Below are 15817 nucleotides of genomic sequence, written 5' to 3'. Positions count from 1 at the left end.
GGAGCGAAAACAGGAAGGCAGACATGACGACGCAAGGCGAGATCTTCGGCACCACTCCCAAGGGCGAAACGGTTTACCGGGTGAAGATTTCCGGGGGCGGGCTGACGGCGCATGTCATCACCTGGGGCGCCGTGATCCAGGACCTGCGTCTTGAAGGCCATGACGCGCCGCTGGTGCTCGGCTTCGACCATTTCGATGATTATCCGAAATATTCCTCCTATTTCGGCGCGACGCCCGGCCGCGTTGCCAACCGCATCGGCAAGGGCCAGTTCACGCTGGATGGCAAGAGCTACCAGCTCGACCTCAACCAGAACGGCGACACGCACCTGCATGGCGGCAGCGACGGACTTGGCAAGACCAACTGGACGATCGTCGCCCATTCCGAAAACAAGGTGATCCTGCAGGTGACCGATCCTGATGGCCGTGGCGGCTATCCCGGCAACTGCACGGTAACAGCGACCTATGAGCTGAAGGCGGATGGCGTTCTCAACGTCCTCTACGAAAGCGTGACCGACCAGCCGACGCTCGCCAATATCTGCCAGCACACCTATTTCAACCTCGATGGTCGCGATGACGTTCTCGGCCACGACATCATGATTGCCGCCGACCATTACCTGGAACTGGATGAGCATCAGGTGCCGACCGGCACGCTGGTGCCGGTTGCCGGCAGCGCCATGGATCTGCGTGAACTCGGGCCCGTGCGCCGCACCGGCCCGGATGGCGGCCAGGTGGAATTCGACCATAACTTCTGCCTGTCCGGCGAGCGGGTCGAGAAGCGATCGGTCGCCCTGGTGCGCAGCGTCAATTCCGGTGTCACGCTGGAAGTGCGCACCACCGAGCCCGGCGTTCAGCTCTATGCCGGCTTCAAGCTGAAGCCGACGGTACCGGGCCTTGCCGGCAAGCTCTACGGCCCCTATGCCGGGCTTTGCCTCGAAACGCAGATCTGGCCGGATGCGATCAACCATGCGGGCTTCCCGAATGCCGTGCTGCGGCCGGGCGAGGTTCTGCGCCAGGAAACCGACTACGTCTTCTCCAGAAGCTGATCGCCACACGCTCCGCCTGTCCGTTCCGCCCCGTCCGCAAGGGCGAGGTGGAGCGGCAGGACCGTCCGCCACTGCGACGACGCGCGCCCATCTGCCCCTTGCGCGGCTTCGCCTGCCAGTTCCCGCTCCCGTCCCCGGATGTTTCGCATGCCCGCGCCAAAGCCTGTCTTCAACAGCCTCGTCCATCGCATTTCCCCGCCACCGGTGCCCTCCGTGCAGGCCTGGGCGCGCGCCTATGGCGGGGCAAAGGGGCCGCTGATCGATCTCTCGCAGGCGGTTCCCGGCTATCCGGCCCATCCGGTGATGCTCGAACTTCTCGGTCAGACTGCCGCGTCGCTTGCCTATACCGGCTATGGTCCGATCGAGGGGGAGCGAAAGCTGCGCGAGACCTATGCCGCCCATGTTGCCGACCTCTATGGTGCAGCGCTTGTGGCGGAGAACATCCATATTACCTCAGGCTGCAATCAGGCCTTCATCTGCGCGGTCATGGCGGTGGCGGGCACCGGCGATACGGTGCTGATGACCGAGCCCTATTACTTCAACCATGAGACGACGCTCGCCATGCTCGGCATCGGCACCCGCTTCGTCGCCTGCCGCGCCGAAGACGGTTTTCTGCCGCGCATCGAGGCCGTGGCCGCGGCGCTGGATACCGGTGTGAAGGCTTTGGCGCTGGTCTCGCCCAACAATCCGACTGGTGCGGTTTATCCTCCGGACCTGCTGGCAGCCATTGCCGATCTCTGCCGGGAGCGCGGCGTCTGGCTGATCCTCGACGAGACCTATCGCGATTTCCTGCCCTCGGCGGGCGAGGCGCCGCATGCTCTCTTCCGTCGGGATGGCTGGCAGGATTTCGTTGTCTCGCTCTACAGCTTTTCGAAAAGCTTCTGCATTCCCGGCCATCGGCTGGGCGCCATCACGGCCGGTCCGGCTTTCATCGCAGAGGTGGCCAAGATCATGGACAATCTGCAGATCTGCGCGCCGCGTGCCGCCCAGGCGGCCGTCGAACAGGCGCTGCCGCGGCTTGCCGACTGGCGGGAAGAAAACCGGCTGGAGATCCTGAGACGGGCCGAGGCGCTGAAGGATGTGATGGCGGGGCTGCCGGACTGGCAGCTGGCCGCCGTCGGTGCCTATTTCGCCTTCGTGCGCCATCCCTTTGCCGGTGTTTCCTCCGCGACGGTTGCCGAGGCGCTGGCGAAGAGGGCGGGTGTCTCCTGCATTCCCGGCGGCTATTTCGGCCCGGATCAGGAAGGCTATCTGCGCTTTGCCTTCGCCAATGCCGATGAAGAGGGCATCCGGGCGCTGTCGGCGCGTCTGGACGGCTTCACGCTCTGATCAGGCAAAGATCGAGGCGGCGAAGAAGATGATCGCCTTGACGATGGCATAAAGCACGCCCGCCACGAGAAACAGCGAGGCGATGCCGATCAGGATGCCGAGTACCACCCAGACACCATCCTTTTCGAGAATGCCGAAGGCCATCACGCAAAGCGCCACCGCCGGCAGCATGTTGCCGAGCGGGATGGGCAGAGCGAGGATGATCGACAGAACGAGGCAGATCACACCGATCGCCCGCTCCATGGCGGGCTGCGACAGGGCCGCATAGCGCGGCCTCAGCATGCGCTCCGCCTTCATGATCCACGGGCTTGCCTTGTCGATCATCCCTGCGAAATCACTGCGCAGCATCGAGCGTCCGGCAATCAGCCTGGGCAACCATGGTTTCTGGCCGATCGCCATCTGCAGGCTGAGAAACACGAGCGGAATGCCGAGGATCGCCGAGGTGCCGGGCGGCGTTGGAATGGTGTTGGGCATGGCGAAGATGAAGATCAATGCGCCGAAGGCGCGGTCCTTCATGATCTCCAGCAGATCCGCCACGGAGATGCGGGTACGCGTCTCGTCGTCGGCAAGTGCGCGAAGGATGGTGGAAAAGCTGTCCTGGCGGCCGTTTGGGGCCGGTTCGGCATCATCGTTGTCGGGCATCGATGGTTGGGAAATCAGAGCCATCGATCACTCAACGGATAAGGATGGGAAGCACGATGCGGTCATGGGAAATGGCCATGCCATGGAAACATGGCCATTTCGTTACGTCAGGGAGGATCAGAAGAAGGATTCCTCTTCCATGCCCATATCGTCGGCACCGCTATCGGCTGCTCCGGTGTCGGAGGCCGCCGGTTCTTCGGCAGCTTGCGCTTCGTCACCGCCGAGCATGCCGGCAATCGCATTGCCGAGCAGCACGCCGCCGGCGACACCCATTGCCGTCTGCGCTGCGCCGGCCAGGAAGCCGCCGCCGCGGGCGGGCTGGCCCTGACCGAAGCCCGGACCGAAACCCTGGGCCTGACCGTAACCGGGCGCCGCGCCATAACCCGGCGCCTGCTGGCCCCAGGGATTGCGGGGGCCGGCCTGCGGCTGGCCGGGCATGCCGGACGTGGTTGCCATGCCCTGCGGCTGGCTGCGCTGGACGGCCGGCTGCGAGGCGCTGCCGAACAGGCTGGAGAAGAAGCCGCCACCGGACGCCGGGCGGCTCGCCAGCTGGTGTTCCAGCTGCTCGATCCGCGCCTGCGCCTCGTTCAGCGCCTGTTCCTGCACAACGATCGTCTGCGCCATGAAGTAGGGTGCACCCGGCTGGGCGGCGATGCGATCACGGATGAAGGCATCCGCTTCCGTATCGCGCGGGCCGGACTGGCTCTCCACGCGTGAGAGCTTGCCGAACAGACCCTCGATCGCCTGGCGGTCGTTGTAGTCCATGGGTTGTTTCCTCCTTCGGATAGATATGGACCGGGTTTACTCTTCGCGCTGGCCGGTAAGGCTCAGCAGCAGCTGGAAGATGTTGACGAAGTTGAGATAGAGCGACAACGCACCGAACACGGCGAGCTTCTGCTGGCTCTCTTGGTCGAAATTCTCGGCATACTGTTCCTTGATGTTCTGCGTGTCCCAGGCGGTCAGGCCGACGAAGACGAAGATGCCGATGACCGAGACCGCGAACTGCAGGGCGCTGGAGCCGAGGAAGATGTTGACGATCGAGGCGATCATCACGCCGATCAGGCCCATGATCAGGAAGGAGCCGAACTTGGCGAGGTCCCGCTTCGTCACATAGCCATAAAGGCTGGTGGCGCCGAACATGGTGGCGGCGATGAAGAAGGTGCGGGCGATGCTGGCGCCGGTGAACACCAGGAACACCGAGGCGAGCGACAGGCCCATCACGCCGCAGAAGGCCCAGAACGTCATCTGCGCGGCCGAGGCCGACATGGTCTGCAGCTTGAACGAGAAGAAGAAGACGAAGGCGAGCGGCGCCAGCATCACCACCCACTTCAGCGGGCTGGAGAAGATCGGCACGTAGAGCGCCGGCGTGGTGCCGACGATGAAGGCCACGATGCCGGTGATGACAAGGCCGAGGCCCATGTAGTTGTAGACGCGCAGCATGTGCTGGCGCAGGCCTTCATCGAAGGCCGCCTGCGACTGGATCGCCGGATTGTATCCGAAGCGGGGGTTCATGATGTGCTCCTCAGGTTACTCAGTAAAGCGAACGGGCGAGGCGTTCGGCCTCTCCCTTCAGGTTGACGGCATCTTCGGCGTGGGAGACCAGCGCATAGGCCACCTCGCCGATCTGCCAGTAGGACGCCTGCACGTCGCCTTCCCTGGCGATGGCGACCGGCATCACGGCAAAGCTGCCGGGACGCACGGCAAACAGGGACAGGCGAATATCGGCATCGCGCGTGATGGCCATTTCCACGCTCGGCCCGAAGGCGGAGGGGAAGACCTGCACGTCGCTGACCTTCCAGTCCTTCGGGATCTCCGGCATCACGATCGCGGTGGCGGAGCGGATCTCCGCCGGGTCGTATTGCGGTGTTTCCTTCTGGGACGGCATGGTTTCTCGCAGCATCGCGGTGCCATGCGCGCGCAGCGCCTCTTCCACGAAGGCGGGCGGCGGCACGGAGGCTACCACCTCCGACACCGTCAGCGGGCCAAGCTGGTGGCTCAGCCCCCAGCCGACGGCAATCAGCGCCACGGTGGCAGCCAGCCTCTGGAGCGAGCGAAACAGGCGGCCGCGCGCCAGCGCGCTCTGCAGCCGGCGGGCGGCTTCGCGCGTGTCCGGGCGACCGTGCCGCTGATGGCCCTCGGCCAGCGCCAGCCGCAACTCGCCCTTGATGGCCAGATCGGCCATCACGCGGGCGGCGATCTCCGGATGTTCGGAGAGATAGGCTTCCACCGCGATGCGGCGACCGGCATCAAGCTGGTCATCCACATAGGCTTCCAGATCGGCGGACTGGATCGGGTCAACGGGTGTCATCGCGGCCCCCTTCTATGATGGTCAGATGGCTGCCTGCGGCTGGCAGGCGACGGCCGTTTTCTTCGAAGGCGCGCAGCCTTGCGCGGGCGCGCGACAGGCGCGACATCAGCGTGCCCACGGGGATGGACAGCGCATCGGCCGCCTCCTGGTAGGACAGGCCCTCGATTGCCACCAGATGCAGCGCATCGCGCTGCTCGTCCGGCAGGGCAAAGAAGGCCTCGCGCAGCTGCCTCAGACGGATCGACTGATCCGGATCGGCATGATGTGCGGTTTCGCCGAGATCTGCCGCGGCCTGGTGGCGTGCCTCCGTCGAGCGCTTGCGGCGCAGGCGGTCGATATGCGTGTTGTGAACGATGGAGAGCAGCCAGTTGCGCAGGTTGGCGTTGGTGCGGAAGGTGCCCTTCCGCTCGTAGGCCTTGACCAGCGCGTCATGCACCAGATCTTCCGCATCGTCCGGATTGCGGACGAGCGAACGGGCGTAGCGCCTCAGCGTCGCCAGCTGGTTCAGAACATCGAAGGGGTGCTTCTTGTCGCTCATGCCCCAGTATACGGATCAGACCCTCACTCTATTCCGCAGCCCGAGCGATTTTTTTGAAAAAAGAATCAGCCGGGCGGCGGGCCGACGTAACGGGCGCGCGGGCGGATCAGCCGCTCGTCCTCCGTCTGCTCCAGCGCATGCGCGATCCAGCCGGTGGTGCGGGCGATGGCGAAGAGCGCCAGCGCCGAACCGCGCGGCAGGCCAAGCCTGCGGCGCAGCGCCACCAGCGCCACGTCGCAGGTCGGCCGCAGCCCCGCCGTCTCCTCCATCACGGCGAGCAGATCCGCCGTCAGAGGGTCTGCGGGCAGATGGGGAAGGATGCCGTCCGCCCGCGGGTCGCCGTCGGGATAGAGCGGATGGCCAAAACCCGGCATGCCATCGCCGCGTCGCAGGCGGGTTTCCACCACCTCGGCCGCATCGCCCTCCCGCTCCACCTCGTCGAACAGCAGTTCCACGAGGCTCGTCATGCCGCCATGCCGCGGGCCGCTCAGCGCAGACAGCCCTGCATTGAGGCAGGCGCCGAGCGAAGCGCCGGTGGAGGCGGTGACCCGCACGGCAAAGGCGGAGGCGTTCAGCTCGTGATCGGCCTGCAGCACCAGCGCGCGGCGGATGAGATCGGCGCCTGCGGCATCAAGTCCCCAATGGTCGGCCAGATGGAGATGCACCGGGCGCCCGTCCGGCTGGCGCGCGAGGCAGGCGGCAGCCATGCTGCGGGTCAGCGCCGCCGCGCCCGGCCAGAGCCTTCGGGACTCGCGTTTCCAGGCCGTGGCGCGGCCAGCCGCCACGAAGGGCATCAGCGCCTGGCAGCGTTCCGTCAGCGGCAGGCTTTCGGTGGCGGCAAGCAGCCCGTCGTTCCAGCCCTGCGGCTCCGCCTTGGGGTCGCGGAACGGATCGGCCTCGCCGCAATCCCATAAAAGCCGGGCGATGTCTTCCAGGCTGGCCTGCTCGGCGAGCAAGAGCGCATCCTGGCCACGATAGAACAGCCGGCCATGCTCGATCAGCGTCACCGAGGAGGAAAGTACTGGCAGGCCGAAGTCGAGGGCATTGGCGGCAGCCTCCTTCGGCCGCCGTCCGACGTTCTTGCGCTTCTTCAGCTGTTCGATGTCGTGGATGCTGTAGAGCCGGCGGCGCGGGTCTTCATCGGTGCCCGTCGTCTGGATCAGGCCACGGCTGACATAGGCGTAGAGGGTGGCGCGGCTGATGCCGAGGGTCACGGCGGCACCTTCGGCATCGAGGAACTTGTCGGGCTGGGTCATGATCGATCTGACATTGATTGGATGAATCAAGATTGACCATATATGTGCAGCGCAACATGCTCAAGGCCTTCATCATCCTGAGGAGACTTGCCATGAGCCCATCCGCCGCGTTGACCCCCGTTCTGGCCGCCGAGAGCCCCGCTCCCGGCCTCGACAACGTGATCGCCGCCGAAACCCGTCTCAGCCATGTGGACGGACAGGCAGGCGAACTGATCATTGCCGGCCATCACCTGCAGCAACTGGCCGGTCATCGGTTCGAAGAGGTGCTGGAACTGTTGTGGAGCGGTCTTGTGCCGCAGTCGCTGTCCGCCGGCGAGATCGCTGCCCGTCTCGGCAAGGCGCGTGTGCGCGCCTTTGCGTTGATGCAGCCGCTGTTGCCGGGGCTGGCGCATCTCAGCCCCGTCGAATCGCTGCGGCTTCTGCTGGCGGCGCTGCCAGACGACAGCGCCGAGCCACATCATGTGCTGGCGGTGGCTGCCGTGCCCGTCTTTACCGCCGCCATTATTCGCCAGGCGCGCGGCCTGCCGCTGGTGGCGCCGGATGCTGCCCGCTCCCACGCCGCCGATTTCCTGGCGATGCTGCGCAACGAGCCGCCGGCGGACGACAAGGTCCGGGCGCTCGACACCTATCTGGTGACTGTCTCGGATCACGGCTTCAACGCCTCGACCTTTGCGGCGCGCGTGATTGCCTCCACCAAGGCGGGACTTTTCTCCTCCGTCGTCGGCGGTCTCTGCGCCTTGAAGGGGCCGCTGCATGGCGGGGCGCCGGGTCCGGTGCTCGACATGCTGGATGCGATCGGCACCGAGGCCCGCATCGTAGACTGGCTGACGGACGCGCTCGATCGTGGCGAACGGCTGATGGGGTTTGGCCATCGCATCTACCGCGTGCGCGATCCGCGCGCCGATGTGCTGAAGGAGGCGGTGTCGGCGCTGAAGGATGGCTCCGGCCGCATCGCGTTTGCCGGGAAGGTCGAAGCCGCGGCCCTTTCGCTGCTGCACGAAAGAAAGCCGCTGCGGCCGCTGCAGACCAATGTCGAGTTCTACACTGCGCTGCTTCTGGAGGCGGTCGGCTTCCCGCGTGACAGCTTTACCAATGTGTTTGCCGCCGGCCGCATGGCGGGCTGGACCGCGCATGTGCTGGAGCAGGAACAGACCGGACGCCTGATCCGTCCGCAGTCGCGTTATGTGGGCCCGATGCCGGCGTGAGGAATGAATCGCAGGTGCGGGCGCGCAAGCGCCCGTACGGCCGAAATCCGGAATGCGGCAAAGCCCCGAAGGGCTTCATCTTCCAACCGTCAATGTCATCATTTTCTGGAAAATGGAGCGGGCGAAGGGATTCGAACCCTCGACCCCAACCTTGGCAAGGTTGTGCTCTACCCCTGAGCTACACCCGCTCATCATTCCGTCGGTTCGGGGTAGTTCGCTGAACCGCGGGTCGCTGCGTTGCGGCGACGGGGGCTATATGGCCCAACTCATTTTTGAATGCAACAGGGAAATGACAGGATTTTCAAAATTCCTGATTTTTTCTCGCAAGTAGCTGAATATAATAGATAAAATTTGGAGCCTTCTCTTCCCCGTCCGTCTGGGGCTGCTGAAATGCCCAAGGCGAACGCCTTCGCGGAGGTGTCGGAAAGTGCCGCAGGCCGGCTTGTGGTCCGGCTGTTCCGCTTCCTATAATCGGGCTCTCCGATCCTGATCCTCCGGCGCTTGCGCCCCACCGAAAGTCCCGTTTCCCGCCATGACAGAGACCGTTTCCCAGGCCCCGAACTCTGATGCCCCGAAGACCGCGCAGGACCTGTTCCGCTTCCTCGATGACCTCGGCATCTGCCATTCCACGAAGAGCCACCCGCCGGTGTTCACCGTGTCGGAATCGGAAAGCCTGCGCGACGAGATCCCGGGCGGTCACACCAAGAACCTCTTCGTCAAGGACAAGAAGGATCGTTTCTTCGTTCTCACGGTGGAGGAGCGGGCGAGCGTCGATCTGAAGAGCGTGCACAAGGTGATCGGCGCCTCCAGCCGCGTCTCCTTCGGCAGCCCGGAAAAGATGCTGGACTATCTCGGCGTCATTCCCGGCTCCGTCACCGTGTTCGGTGCCCTCAACGACACCGGCAACAACGTGACCTTCGTGCTGGACGAAGACCTGATGAGCCACGAGATCATCAACGGTCATCCGCTCTCCAACGATGCCACCACTTCGATCGGCCGCAACGACCTGATCCGCTTTCTCAAGGCCACCGGACACGAGCCGCTTGTCTTGAAAGTCACGGGCTGACATACGATCTTTGCCAGCAGACGTCACAGACAGAAGAAGCATCCCCGGGAGACATCCATGAGCAGCGGCAGCAACAATCCCTATGGCGGTTCCTACGGCGGCCAGATGAGCGGCAAGATGAGCTTCGGTTCGGCCTCCCCCGGCGCCGGTGCAGCCGTTCCGGCGTCCGGCGGCCACATCAAGGATACGACGACTGCCGCCTTTACCAAGGACGTTCTCGAGGAATCGCGCCGCCAGCCGGTTCTGGTGGATTTCTGGGCGCCCTGGTGCGGCCCCTGCAAACAGCTGGCGCCGGCGCTGGAAAAGGTCGTCAACGAGGGCAATGGCCGCGTCAAGCTGGTCAAGCTCAATATCGATGATCATCCGTCGATCCCCGGCCAGCTCGGCATCCAGTCGATTCCCGCCGTCATCGCCTTCGTCAATGGCCGCCCCGTCGATGGCTTCATGGGGGCTGTGCCGGAAAGCCAGATTCGCCAGTTCATCGACAAGGTCGCCGGTCCCGCCGGCGCCGATCAGGCGGCCGAGATCGAGGCCGCGCTGGAGGAAGCCCGCGCGCTGCTCGACGGTGGCGATCTCGATGGCGCCGCCCAGCTGTTTGCCGCGGTCCTGCAGGCCGATCCCGAAAATCCGAAGGCGGCGGCTGGCATGATCGACTGCCTGATCACGCTCGGCGAAATGGCACGCGCCCGGCAGATGCTGGAATCGCTGCCGCCGGAAGTGTCGTCGCAGGCGCCGGTGCAGGCCGTGGCCCTGAAACTGCAGCAGATCGAGGAAGCCCGCAAGCTCGGCGATCCCGTTGCGCTCGAACATGAACTTGCGCTGCATCCGGATCACCACGAATCGCGCATGAAGCTCGCCAAGATCCTCAATGTCGAGGGCCGGCGTGACGAGGCAGCCGAGCATCTGCTGCTGATCATGAAGACCGATCGTACGTTCGATGACGATGGGGCCCGTCGCCAGCTGCTGCAGTTCTTCGAAGCCTGGGGGCCGAAGGACCCGGCGACCATTTCGGCCCGCCGCCGCCTGTCCTCCATCCTGTTTTCCTGATGAAGGCCGAGGCGTCCCGCTAGGCTTGTGAAACGGAATGCCGGCACCACATATAGGATGCCCTGTTCCGGTGCATCTTGAAGGGGAGGAAGCCCATGCATGTCGGCAATGCGAGATATGTGAAGCGTGAAGATCTGCCGGAAACCGTGCCGGTCTTCCCGCTGAGTGGGGCGTTGCTCCTGCCGAACGGCCAGTTGCCGCTCAACATCTTCGAGCCGCGCTATCTCGCCATGTTCGATTCAGCGCTTTCCGGTAGCCGGCTGATCGGCATGATCCAGCCGGCGCTTGGCGAAAACGGCGAGGGCAGCCGTCCGGCGCTGAGCCCAATCGGCTGCATCGGCCGCATCACCTCCTTTGCTGAAACCGGCGACGGCCGCTACATCGTTTCGCTGAGCGGTGTCTGTCGCTTCCGCGTGATGGAGGAAGTGGGAGAGGGGCATCCCTTCCGCACGGTACGCTTCATGCCCTTCCTGTCGGATCTTTCCGGCGAGGATGACGAAACGACGGTCGACCGTCAGCAATTGCTGCGCGTGTTCCGCGCCTATCTCGATGCCAACCAGCTGGAGGCGGATTGGGAGGCGGTGGAACGGGCCGGCAACAGCACGCTTGTCAACTCCCTGTCGATGATGTCGCCCTTCGGCCCTGCCGAGAAGCAGGCGCTGCTGGAGGCGCCGGATCTGAAGACCCGCGCCGAAACGCTGGTGGCGATCACCGAAATCCACCTCGCCCGCGGGTTCGGCGATTCCGACACCATTCTGCAATAGGCAAGGGTGAGGCGCGCCATGGACGAAAAGCTTGCCAAGGTCGATCCGAAGCTGCTGGATCTCCTTGTCTGTCCGCTCGGCAAGGGGCGTCTGACGCTCAATCGCCAGACCAACGAACTGATTTCCGAAAGCGCGCGTCTCGCCTATCCGATTCGCGACGGTATTCCGATCATGCTGGTGTCCGAGGCGCGCCGCATCGAGGATTGATCGAGGCGCGCCCGGGCGGCGGGGCCTGCAGGCCCCGCGCGTGACGGCTGTCAGATCGCCTGTCCCGCCAGAAGGCGTGGGGCGTCCTTCGCCTTGGTGCCGGCAGCTTCCCCGATGAAATAGGATTTGAGCTTCGGCAGGCGCTCCACCACGCCAAGTCCGAAGTCGCGTGCGATGCGCAGCGGGCCGATGTCATTGGAGAACAGCCGGTTCAGCACGTCCGTGGTCACCCCCATGCGGAAGGTGTCGAAGCGCCGCCAGGTCTGGTAGCGCTCAAGAATTGTCAGCGCGCCGATGTCCAGCCCCAGGCGGTCAGCTTCCACCACGGTTTCGGCGAGCGCCGCCACGTCCTTGAAGCCGAGGTTGAGGCCCTGGCCGGAAATCGGATGGATGCCATGCGCCGCATCGCCTGCCAGTGCCAGGCGCGGGGCGACGAAGGCGCGCGACAGCGTGAGGCCGAGCGGAAACGCCTTGCGGCCGCCCACCACGCTGAGGGTCCCGAGCTTGTGGCCGAAGCGGCGCTGCAGTTCCTCCTCGAAGATCAGGTCGTCGGCGGCGACCAGCCGGTTGGCATCCTCGGTCCGCTCCGTCCACACCAGCGAGGAGCGGTTGCCGGTCATCGGCAGGATGGCGAAGGGGCCGGGGGGCAGGAAGTGCTCTTCCGCGCAGCCCTCATGCGGCCGCTCGTGCTCGACGGTGGTGACGATGCCGGACTGGCCGTAATCCCAGCGCACGGTCCTGATGCCGGCCATATCGCGCAGTTTCGAGCGAACGCCGTCACAGGCGACGACGAGGCGGCTTTCCAGCACCTCGCCGGTCGAAAGCGTCAGGCTGGCGGCATTGGAGCCGGCGACGAAGCCGGTGGCAGAGGCACCGTGACGGATCTCGATGCCAAGCTCGCCGCAAGCGCGACGCAGCGCCCGCACCATGGCGACATTCGGCACCATGTGGGCGAAGGGGCGGCCTTCCTCCACCTCGCCGTCGAAGGTCAGGAAGACCGGACGAACGGGATCGGCGGTGCGCGAATCCGTGACGATCATCCGGTTGATCGGCTGCGACTGGGGGGCGATCTCGTCCCACAGCCCCATCACGTCCAGCATGCGCGAGGCGGCCGCAATGATGGCGGAGGCGCGCTCGTCCTTTTCCCAGACGTGATCAGGTGCAGCCTCGATCACGGCGATGGACAGATGTGGCGCTGCCTGTTTGGTCGCCACTGCGACGGAAAGGCCGACATACCCGCCGCCCACGATCAGCATATCCAGCATCGCTTGCTCCTGCCGTACTTGTGATTGCACTGCCCGACATATAGATCATCGATCCTGTGCTTCCTACCGTCGGAGACCGTGAAAAATGCCGCAGCCTGACGTCGCCCTCTCGCCGATGGACGAATTGATCGCCACGCTTGACCTGGAGCGACTGGAGGAAAACCTGTTTCGCGGGGTCAGCCCGCAGATCGGCTGGCAGCGGGTGTTCGGCGGACAGGTGATCGCGCAGGCGCTGATGGCCGCGCAGCGCACGCTGCCGGAGGACCGCTTCGTGCATTCCCTGCACGGCTATTTCCTGCTGCCCGGCGACCCCAAGGTACCGATCGTCTACGATGTCGAGCGGTTGCGTGACGGCTCGAGCTTCACCACCCGCCGCGTGACCGGCATCCAGCACGGACGGGCGATCTTTGCCATGTCCGTCTCCGCGCAGATCGAGGAGCCGGGCTACGACCACCAGACGGCGATGCCCTCCGTCAGGGCGCCGGAAGACCTGATGGGAGAGGACGAGTTCCAGAAGGATTTTCTGGCCCATGCGCCGGAAACGGTGAAGCGCTACTGGGGGCGCAAGCGTCCGGTCGAGATCCGGCCCGTCTCGCTGGTTCACTATATTTCCGATGAGAAGCTGAAGCCCGAGCAGCAGATCTGGGTGCGTGCCACCGGCGCGGTGCCGGATGACCGGCACTATCAGGCCGCCGTGCTGGCCTATCTCTCGGACATGACGCTGCTCGATACCTCGCTTTACGCGCACGGAACCACGATCTTCCATCCGTCGATCCAGGCCGCGAGCATTGACCACGCCATGTGGTTCCATCGTCCCAGCCGCCTGGATGACTGGCTGCTCTATGCGCAGGACAGCCCCAGCACCTCGGGGGCGCGCGGTATGACGCGCGGCGCGCTTTATGACCGTTCGGGCGCACTCGTCGCCTCGGTGGCGCAGGAAGGATTGATTCGCAAACGGGCAAGTGCCTAGTTTGGGGTCATTTTTGAATTTTTGCCTAAGAATTGAGCGCCTAAATGGCGCTCAATTGCATTTCAGCATGTGGTATCGCTGATAGTCTTTATAATTCAATAACTTGTTTTGTGGCGAGAATCTGGCACGCGCCTTGAATGTATAGGGTCAGTCGCTGCTCACGGATCTGTCAGCGGCAGGAGAGTCGGCTCCGCGCCGAGGCAACAAAGGATGGGAAACCACATGAAAATCGTGATGGCCATTATCAAGCCATTCAAGCTGGATGAGGTGCGCGAAGCCCTCACCGCTGTCGGCATCCAGGGCCTGACCGTGACCGAGGTGAAGGGTTACGGGCGCCAGAAGGGACATACCGAAATCTACCGTGGCACGGAATATGCTGTGAGCTTCCTGCCCAAGCTGAAGATCGAGATCGCGGTGGCATCCGACCTGGTGGAGAAGGCCGTCGAGGCCATCGCATCCGCCGCCAAGACCGGCCAGATCGGCGACGGCAAGATCTTCGTCTATTCCATCGAGCAGGCCGTGCGCATCCGTACCGGCGAAACCAACACCGAAGCGCTTTAAGACACGGCTGATCAGGGGAGTTTCTCGCAATGTCATTTTCCAAGTTCTCGTCCATGTATGGACGTCTGGCTGCCGCATCGGCAGCCCTCCTGGCGCCGGCCATCGCCTTTGCCCAGGATGCAGCGCCGGCCGCCGCAGCGGCTGCGCCGACGCCCGACAAGGGGGATACGGCCTTCATGTTCATCAGCACCATTCTCGTGCTGTTCATGGCCGTTCCCGGCCTCGGTCTGTTCTACGGCGGCCTTGTGCGCGCCAAGAACATGCTCTCCGTCCTGATGCAGTGCACGGTCATCGCCTGCGCCGTGATGATCATCTGGGTTCTCTACGGCTATTCCTTCGCCTTCGGTGGCGCGACCAATGCCTTCTTCGGCGGTACGGCCAAGATGTTCCTGTCGGGTGTGTCGACCACCACGACGGCGGCAACCTTCACCAAGGGCGTTGTCATTCCGGAATTCATCTTCGTGCTGTTCCAGATGACGTTCGCGGCCATCACGCCGGCGCTCATCATCGGCGCCTTCGCCGAGCGCATCAAGTTCTCGGCCTCCATCCTGTTCTGCATCCTGTGGGTCACCTTCGTGTACTTCCCGGTGGCCCACATGGTCTGGGATGCCAACGGTTACCTGTTCGGTCTCGGCGCGCTTGATTTCGCCGGTGGTACGGTCGTTCACATCAACGCCGGTGTTGCCGGCCTGATCGGCGCCCTGATGGTGGGCAAGCGGACCGGCTACGGCAAGGACATGATGGCCCCGCACTCCATGACGCTCACCTATGTCGGTGCCGCCATGCTGTGGTTCGGCTGGTTCGGCTTCAACGCCGGCTCCAACCTCGAAGCCTCCGGTGGCGCCATGCTCGCCAGCGTCAACACCTTCGTCGCCACGGCTGCCGCCACCCTCTCCTGGTGCGTTGTCGAAGCGCTGACGCGCGGCAAGTCCTCCATGCTGGGCGCTGCATCCGGCATGATCGCCGGCCTCGTTGCCGTCACCCCGGCTGCCGGTATCGTCGGCCCGATGGGCGCTATCGTCATGGGCATCATCGTTTCGCCGCTCTGCTACTTCTTCGTCTCCGTGGTGAAGAACAAGTTCGGTTATGACGATACCGCCGACGTCTTCGGCGTGCACGGCATCGGCGGCATGTTCGGCGCCATTGCCACCGGCATCTTCGCCTCCGCTTCGCTGGGCGGCGTCGGTTATGTCGGAGAACAGACGATGGCCGGCCAGGTCATGGTTCAGATCCAGGCCGTGGTCATCACCATCCTGTGGACGGGTATCGGCTCTGCGATCCTCTACAAGGTGGTCGATATCATCATCGGTCTGCGCGTACCGGTGGAAGCCGAGCGCGAAGGTCTCGACCTCGCCTCGCACGGCGAAGCTGCCTATCATTCGTAAGGAGCGTGGGCGTCGCTTGGGCGCCTCCGCACCCCGAATTTTGAATATCTGATCTGTGGCCCGGGAAACCGGGCCATTTTTCATCATTAACGTCCGTTAATGATTTGCAATCCGTTATTTGCGAAAACGATAATAAAAACGCGGATTTAAAATTGATTTGAAAGAAATTCTTCGGAGGTGTATCTGCTTTTGGGGAGGGAGTATTTGACATTACTTTCTGACCGGAGATTG

General features: G+C 64.1%; 17 protein-coding genes and 1 tRNA gene. 10 read left to right on the top strand and 8 right to left on the bottom strand.

Going from position 1 to position 15817, the window contains the following annotated elements; translation table 11 throughout:
- Nucleotides 1-23 precede the first annotated feature (23 nt).
- The gene (locus tag F3H95_RS15435) at nucleotides 24-1043 is read left to right on the top strand and encodes an aldose epimerase family protein (protein WP_149746644.1); all 1020 of its coding nucleotides are present in this window, start codon (nucleotides 24-26) and stop codon (nucleotides 1041-1043) included.
- A gap of 147 nt (nucleotides 1044-1190) precedes the next feature.
- Complete coding sequence (locus F3H95_RS15430; protein ID WP_149746643.1) at nucleotides 1191-2372, top strand: aminotransferase; 1182 nt, start codon at nucleotides 1191-1193, stop codon at nucleotides 2370-2372.
- Here F3H95_RS15430 and F3H95_RS15425 read toward each other — a convergent pair whose 3' ends face one another.
- From F3H95_RS15425 to F3H95_RS15400, 6 genes are all read right to left on the bottom strand, one after another.
- On the bottom strand, nucleotides 2373-3038 hold the full coding sequence (locus tag F3H95_RS15425; RefSeq protein WP_210245892.1) for an exopolysaccharide biosynthesis protein: 666 nt from the start codon (nucleotides 3036-3038) through the stop codon (nucleotides 2373-2375).
- Between the two features lie 93 nt (nucleotides 3039-3131).
- Nucleotides 3132-3779 (bottom strand): DUF2076 domain-containing protein, encoded by a 648-nt coding sequence (locus F3H95_RS15420; protein WP_149746642.1) that lies wholly within the window; start codon nucleotides 3777-3779, stop codon nucleotides 3132-3134.
- 36 nt (nucleotides 3780-3815) lie between these two features.
- Nucleotides 3816-4526, bottom strand: coding sequence for a Bax inhibitor-1/YccA family protein (locus tag F3H95_RS15415; RefSeq protein ID WP_143126264.1), 711 nt, complete (start codon nucleotides 4524-4526; stop codon nucleotides 3816-3818).
- A 19-nt stretch (nucleotides 4527-4545) separates the two neighbouring features.
- Nucleotides 4546-5322, bottom strand: coding sequence for an anti-sigma factor (locus F3H95_RS15410; protein ID WP_143126263.1), 777 nt, complete (start codon nucleotides 5320-5322; stop codon nucleotides 4546-4548).
- Entirely contained in the window at nucleotides 5309-5860 is a 552-nt protein-coding gene (locus F3H95_RS15405; RefSeq protein ID WP_143126262.1) for a sigma-70 family RNA polymerase sigma factor, read from the bottom strand. Before F3H95_RS15405 ends, F3H95_RS15410 begins: the two co-directional genes overlap by 14 nt.
- 65 nt (nucleotides 5861-5925) lie before the next feature.
- Nucleotides 5926-7116: a citrate/2-methylcitrate synthase gene (locus tag F3H95_RS15400; protein WP_149746641.1), complete on the bottom strand. Its 1191-nt coding sequence runs from the start codon at nucleotides 7114-7116 to the stop codon at nucleotides 5926-5928.
- Nucleotides 7117-7208: 92 nt separating this feature from the next.
- On the opposite strand from F3H95_RS15400, the gene F3H95_RS15395 reads away from it, so the two are divergent.
- Nucleotides 7209-8321 (top strand): citrate synthase/methylcitrate synthase, encoded by a 1113-nt coding sequence (locus tag F3H95_RS15395; RefSeq protein WP_149746640.1) that lies wholly within the window; start codon nucleotides 7209-7211, stop codon nucleotides 8319-8321.
- Nucleotides 8322-8434: 113 nt separating this feature from the next.
- Here the strand turns inward: F3H95_RS15395 and F3H95_RS15390 are convergent.
- Nucleotides 8435-8509 (bottom strand) — tRNA-Gly (locus tag F3H95_RS15390).
- A gap of 344 nt (nucleotides 8510-8853) precedes the next feature.
- Between F3H95_RS15390 and F3H95_RS15385 the strand changes: the two genes are divergently transcribed.
- The 4 genes from F3H95_RS15385 (at nucleotide 8854) to F3H95_RS15370 (ending at nucleotide 11405) form a co-directional block, all read left to right on the top strand.
- Nucleotides 8854-9387 (top strand): prolyl-tRNA synthetase associated domain-containing protein, encoded by a 534-nt coding sequence (locus F3H95_RS15385; RefSeq protein ID WP_149746639.1) that lies wholly within the window; start codon nucleotides 8854-8856, stop codon nucleotides 9385-9387.
- 57 nt (nucleotides 9388-9444) lie between these two features.
- Nucleotides 9445-10434: a thioredoxin gene (trxA, locus tag F3H95_RS15380; protein ID WP_149746638.1), complete on the top strand. Its 990-nt coding sequence runs from the start codon at nucleotides 9445-9447 to the stop codon at nucleotides 10432-10434.
- A 95-nt stretch (nucleotides 10435-10529) separates the two neighbouring features.
- Entirely contained in the window at nucleotides 10530-11198 is a 669-nt protein-coding gene (locus F3H95_RS15375) for an LON peptidase substrate-binding domain-containing protein (protein ID WP_143126257.1), read from the top strand.
- An 18-nt stretch (nucleotides 11199-11216) separates the two neighbouring features.
- Nucleotides 11217-11405, top strand: coding sequence for a Trm112 family protein (locus F3H95_RS15370; protein ID WP_149746637.1), 189 nt, complete (start codon nucleotides 11217-11219; stop codon nucleotides 11403-11405).
- Between the two features lie 50 nt (nucleotides 11406-11455).
- Here the strand turns inward: F3H95_RS15370 and F3H95_RS15365 are convergent, their stop codons facing one another.
- Nucleotides 11456-12700: a ubiquinone biosynthesis hydroxylase gene (locus tag F3H95_RS15365; protein WP_280177845.1), complete on the bottom strand. Its 1245-nt coding sequence runs from the start codon at nucleotides 12698-12700 to the stop codon at nucleotides 11456-11458.
- A 55-nt stretch (nucleotides 12701-12755) separates the two neighbouring features.
- Here F3H95_RS15365 and tesB point away from each other — a divergent pair, with 55 nt between their 5' ends.
- The 3 genes from tesB (at nucleotide 12756) to F3H95_RS15350 (ending at nucleotide 15586) form a co-directional block, all read left to right on the top strand.
- Entirely contained in the window at nucleotides 12756-13640 is an 885-nt protein-coding gene (tesB, locus tag F3H95_RS15360) for an acyl-CoA thioesterase II (RefSeq protein ID WP_244618027.1), read from the top strand.
- Between the two features lie 210 nt (nucleotides 13641-13850).
- Nucleotides 13851-14201, top strand: a complete 351-nt coding sequence (locus F3H95_RS15355) for a P-II family nitrogen regulator (protein ID WP_185969881.1) — start codon at nucleotides 13851-13853, stop codon at nucleotides 14199-14201.
- 29 nt (nucleotides 14202-14230) lie between these two features.
- Entirely contained in the window at nucleotides 14231-15586 is a 1356-nt protein-coding gene (locus tag F3H95_RS15350) for an ammonium transporter (protein WP_149746635.1), read from the top strand.
- The last annotated feature ends 231 nt before the right edge of the window (nucleotides 15587-15817 follow it).

The organism is Rhizobium sp. RU35A, from assembly GCF_900156005.1.
GTDB classification, from domain to species: domain Bacteria; phylum Pseudomonadota; class Alphaproteobacteria; order Rhizobiales; family Rhizobiaceae; genus Neorhizobium; species Neorhizobium straminoryzae.
Note: the sequence above shows the minus strand (reverse complement) of the source record. Positions and strands in the feature narration are given on the sequence as shown.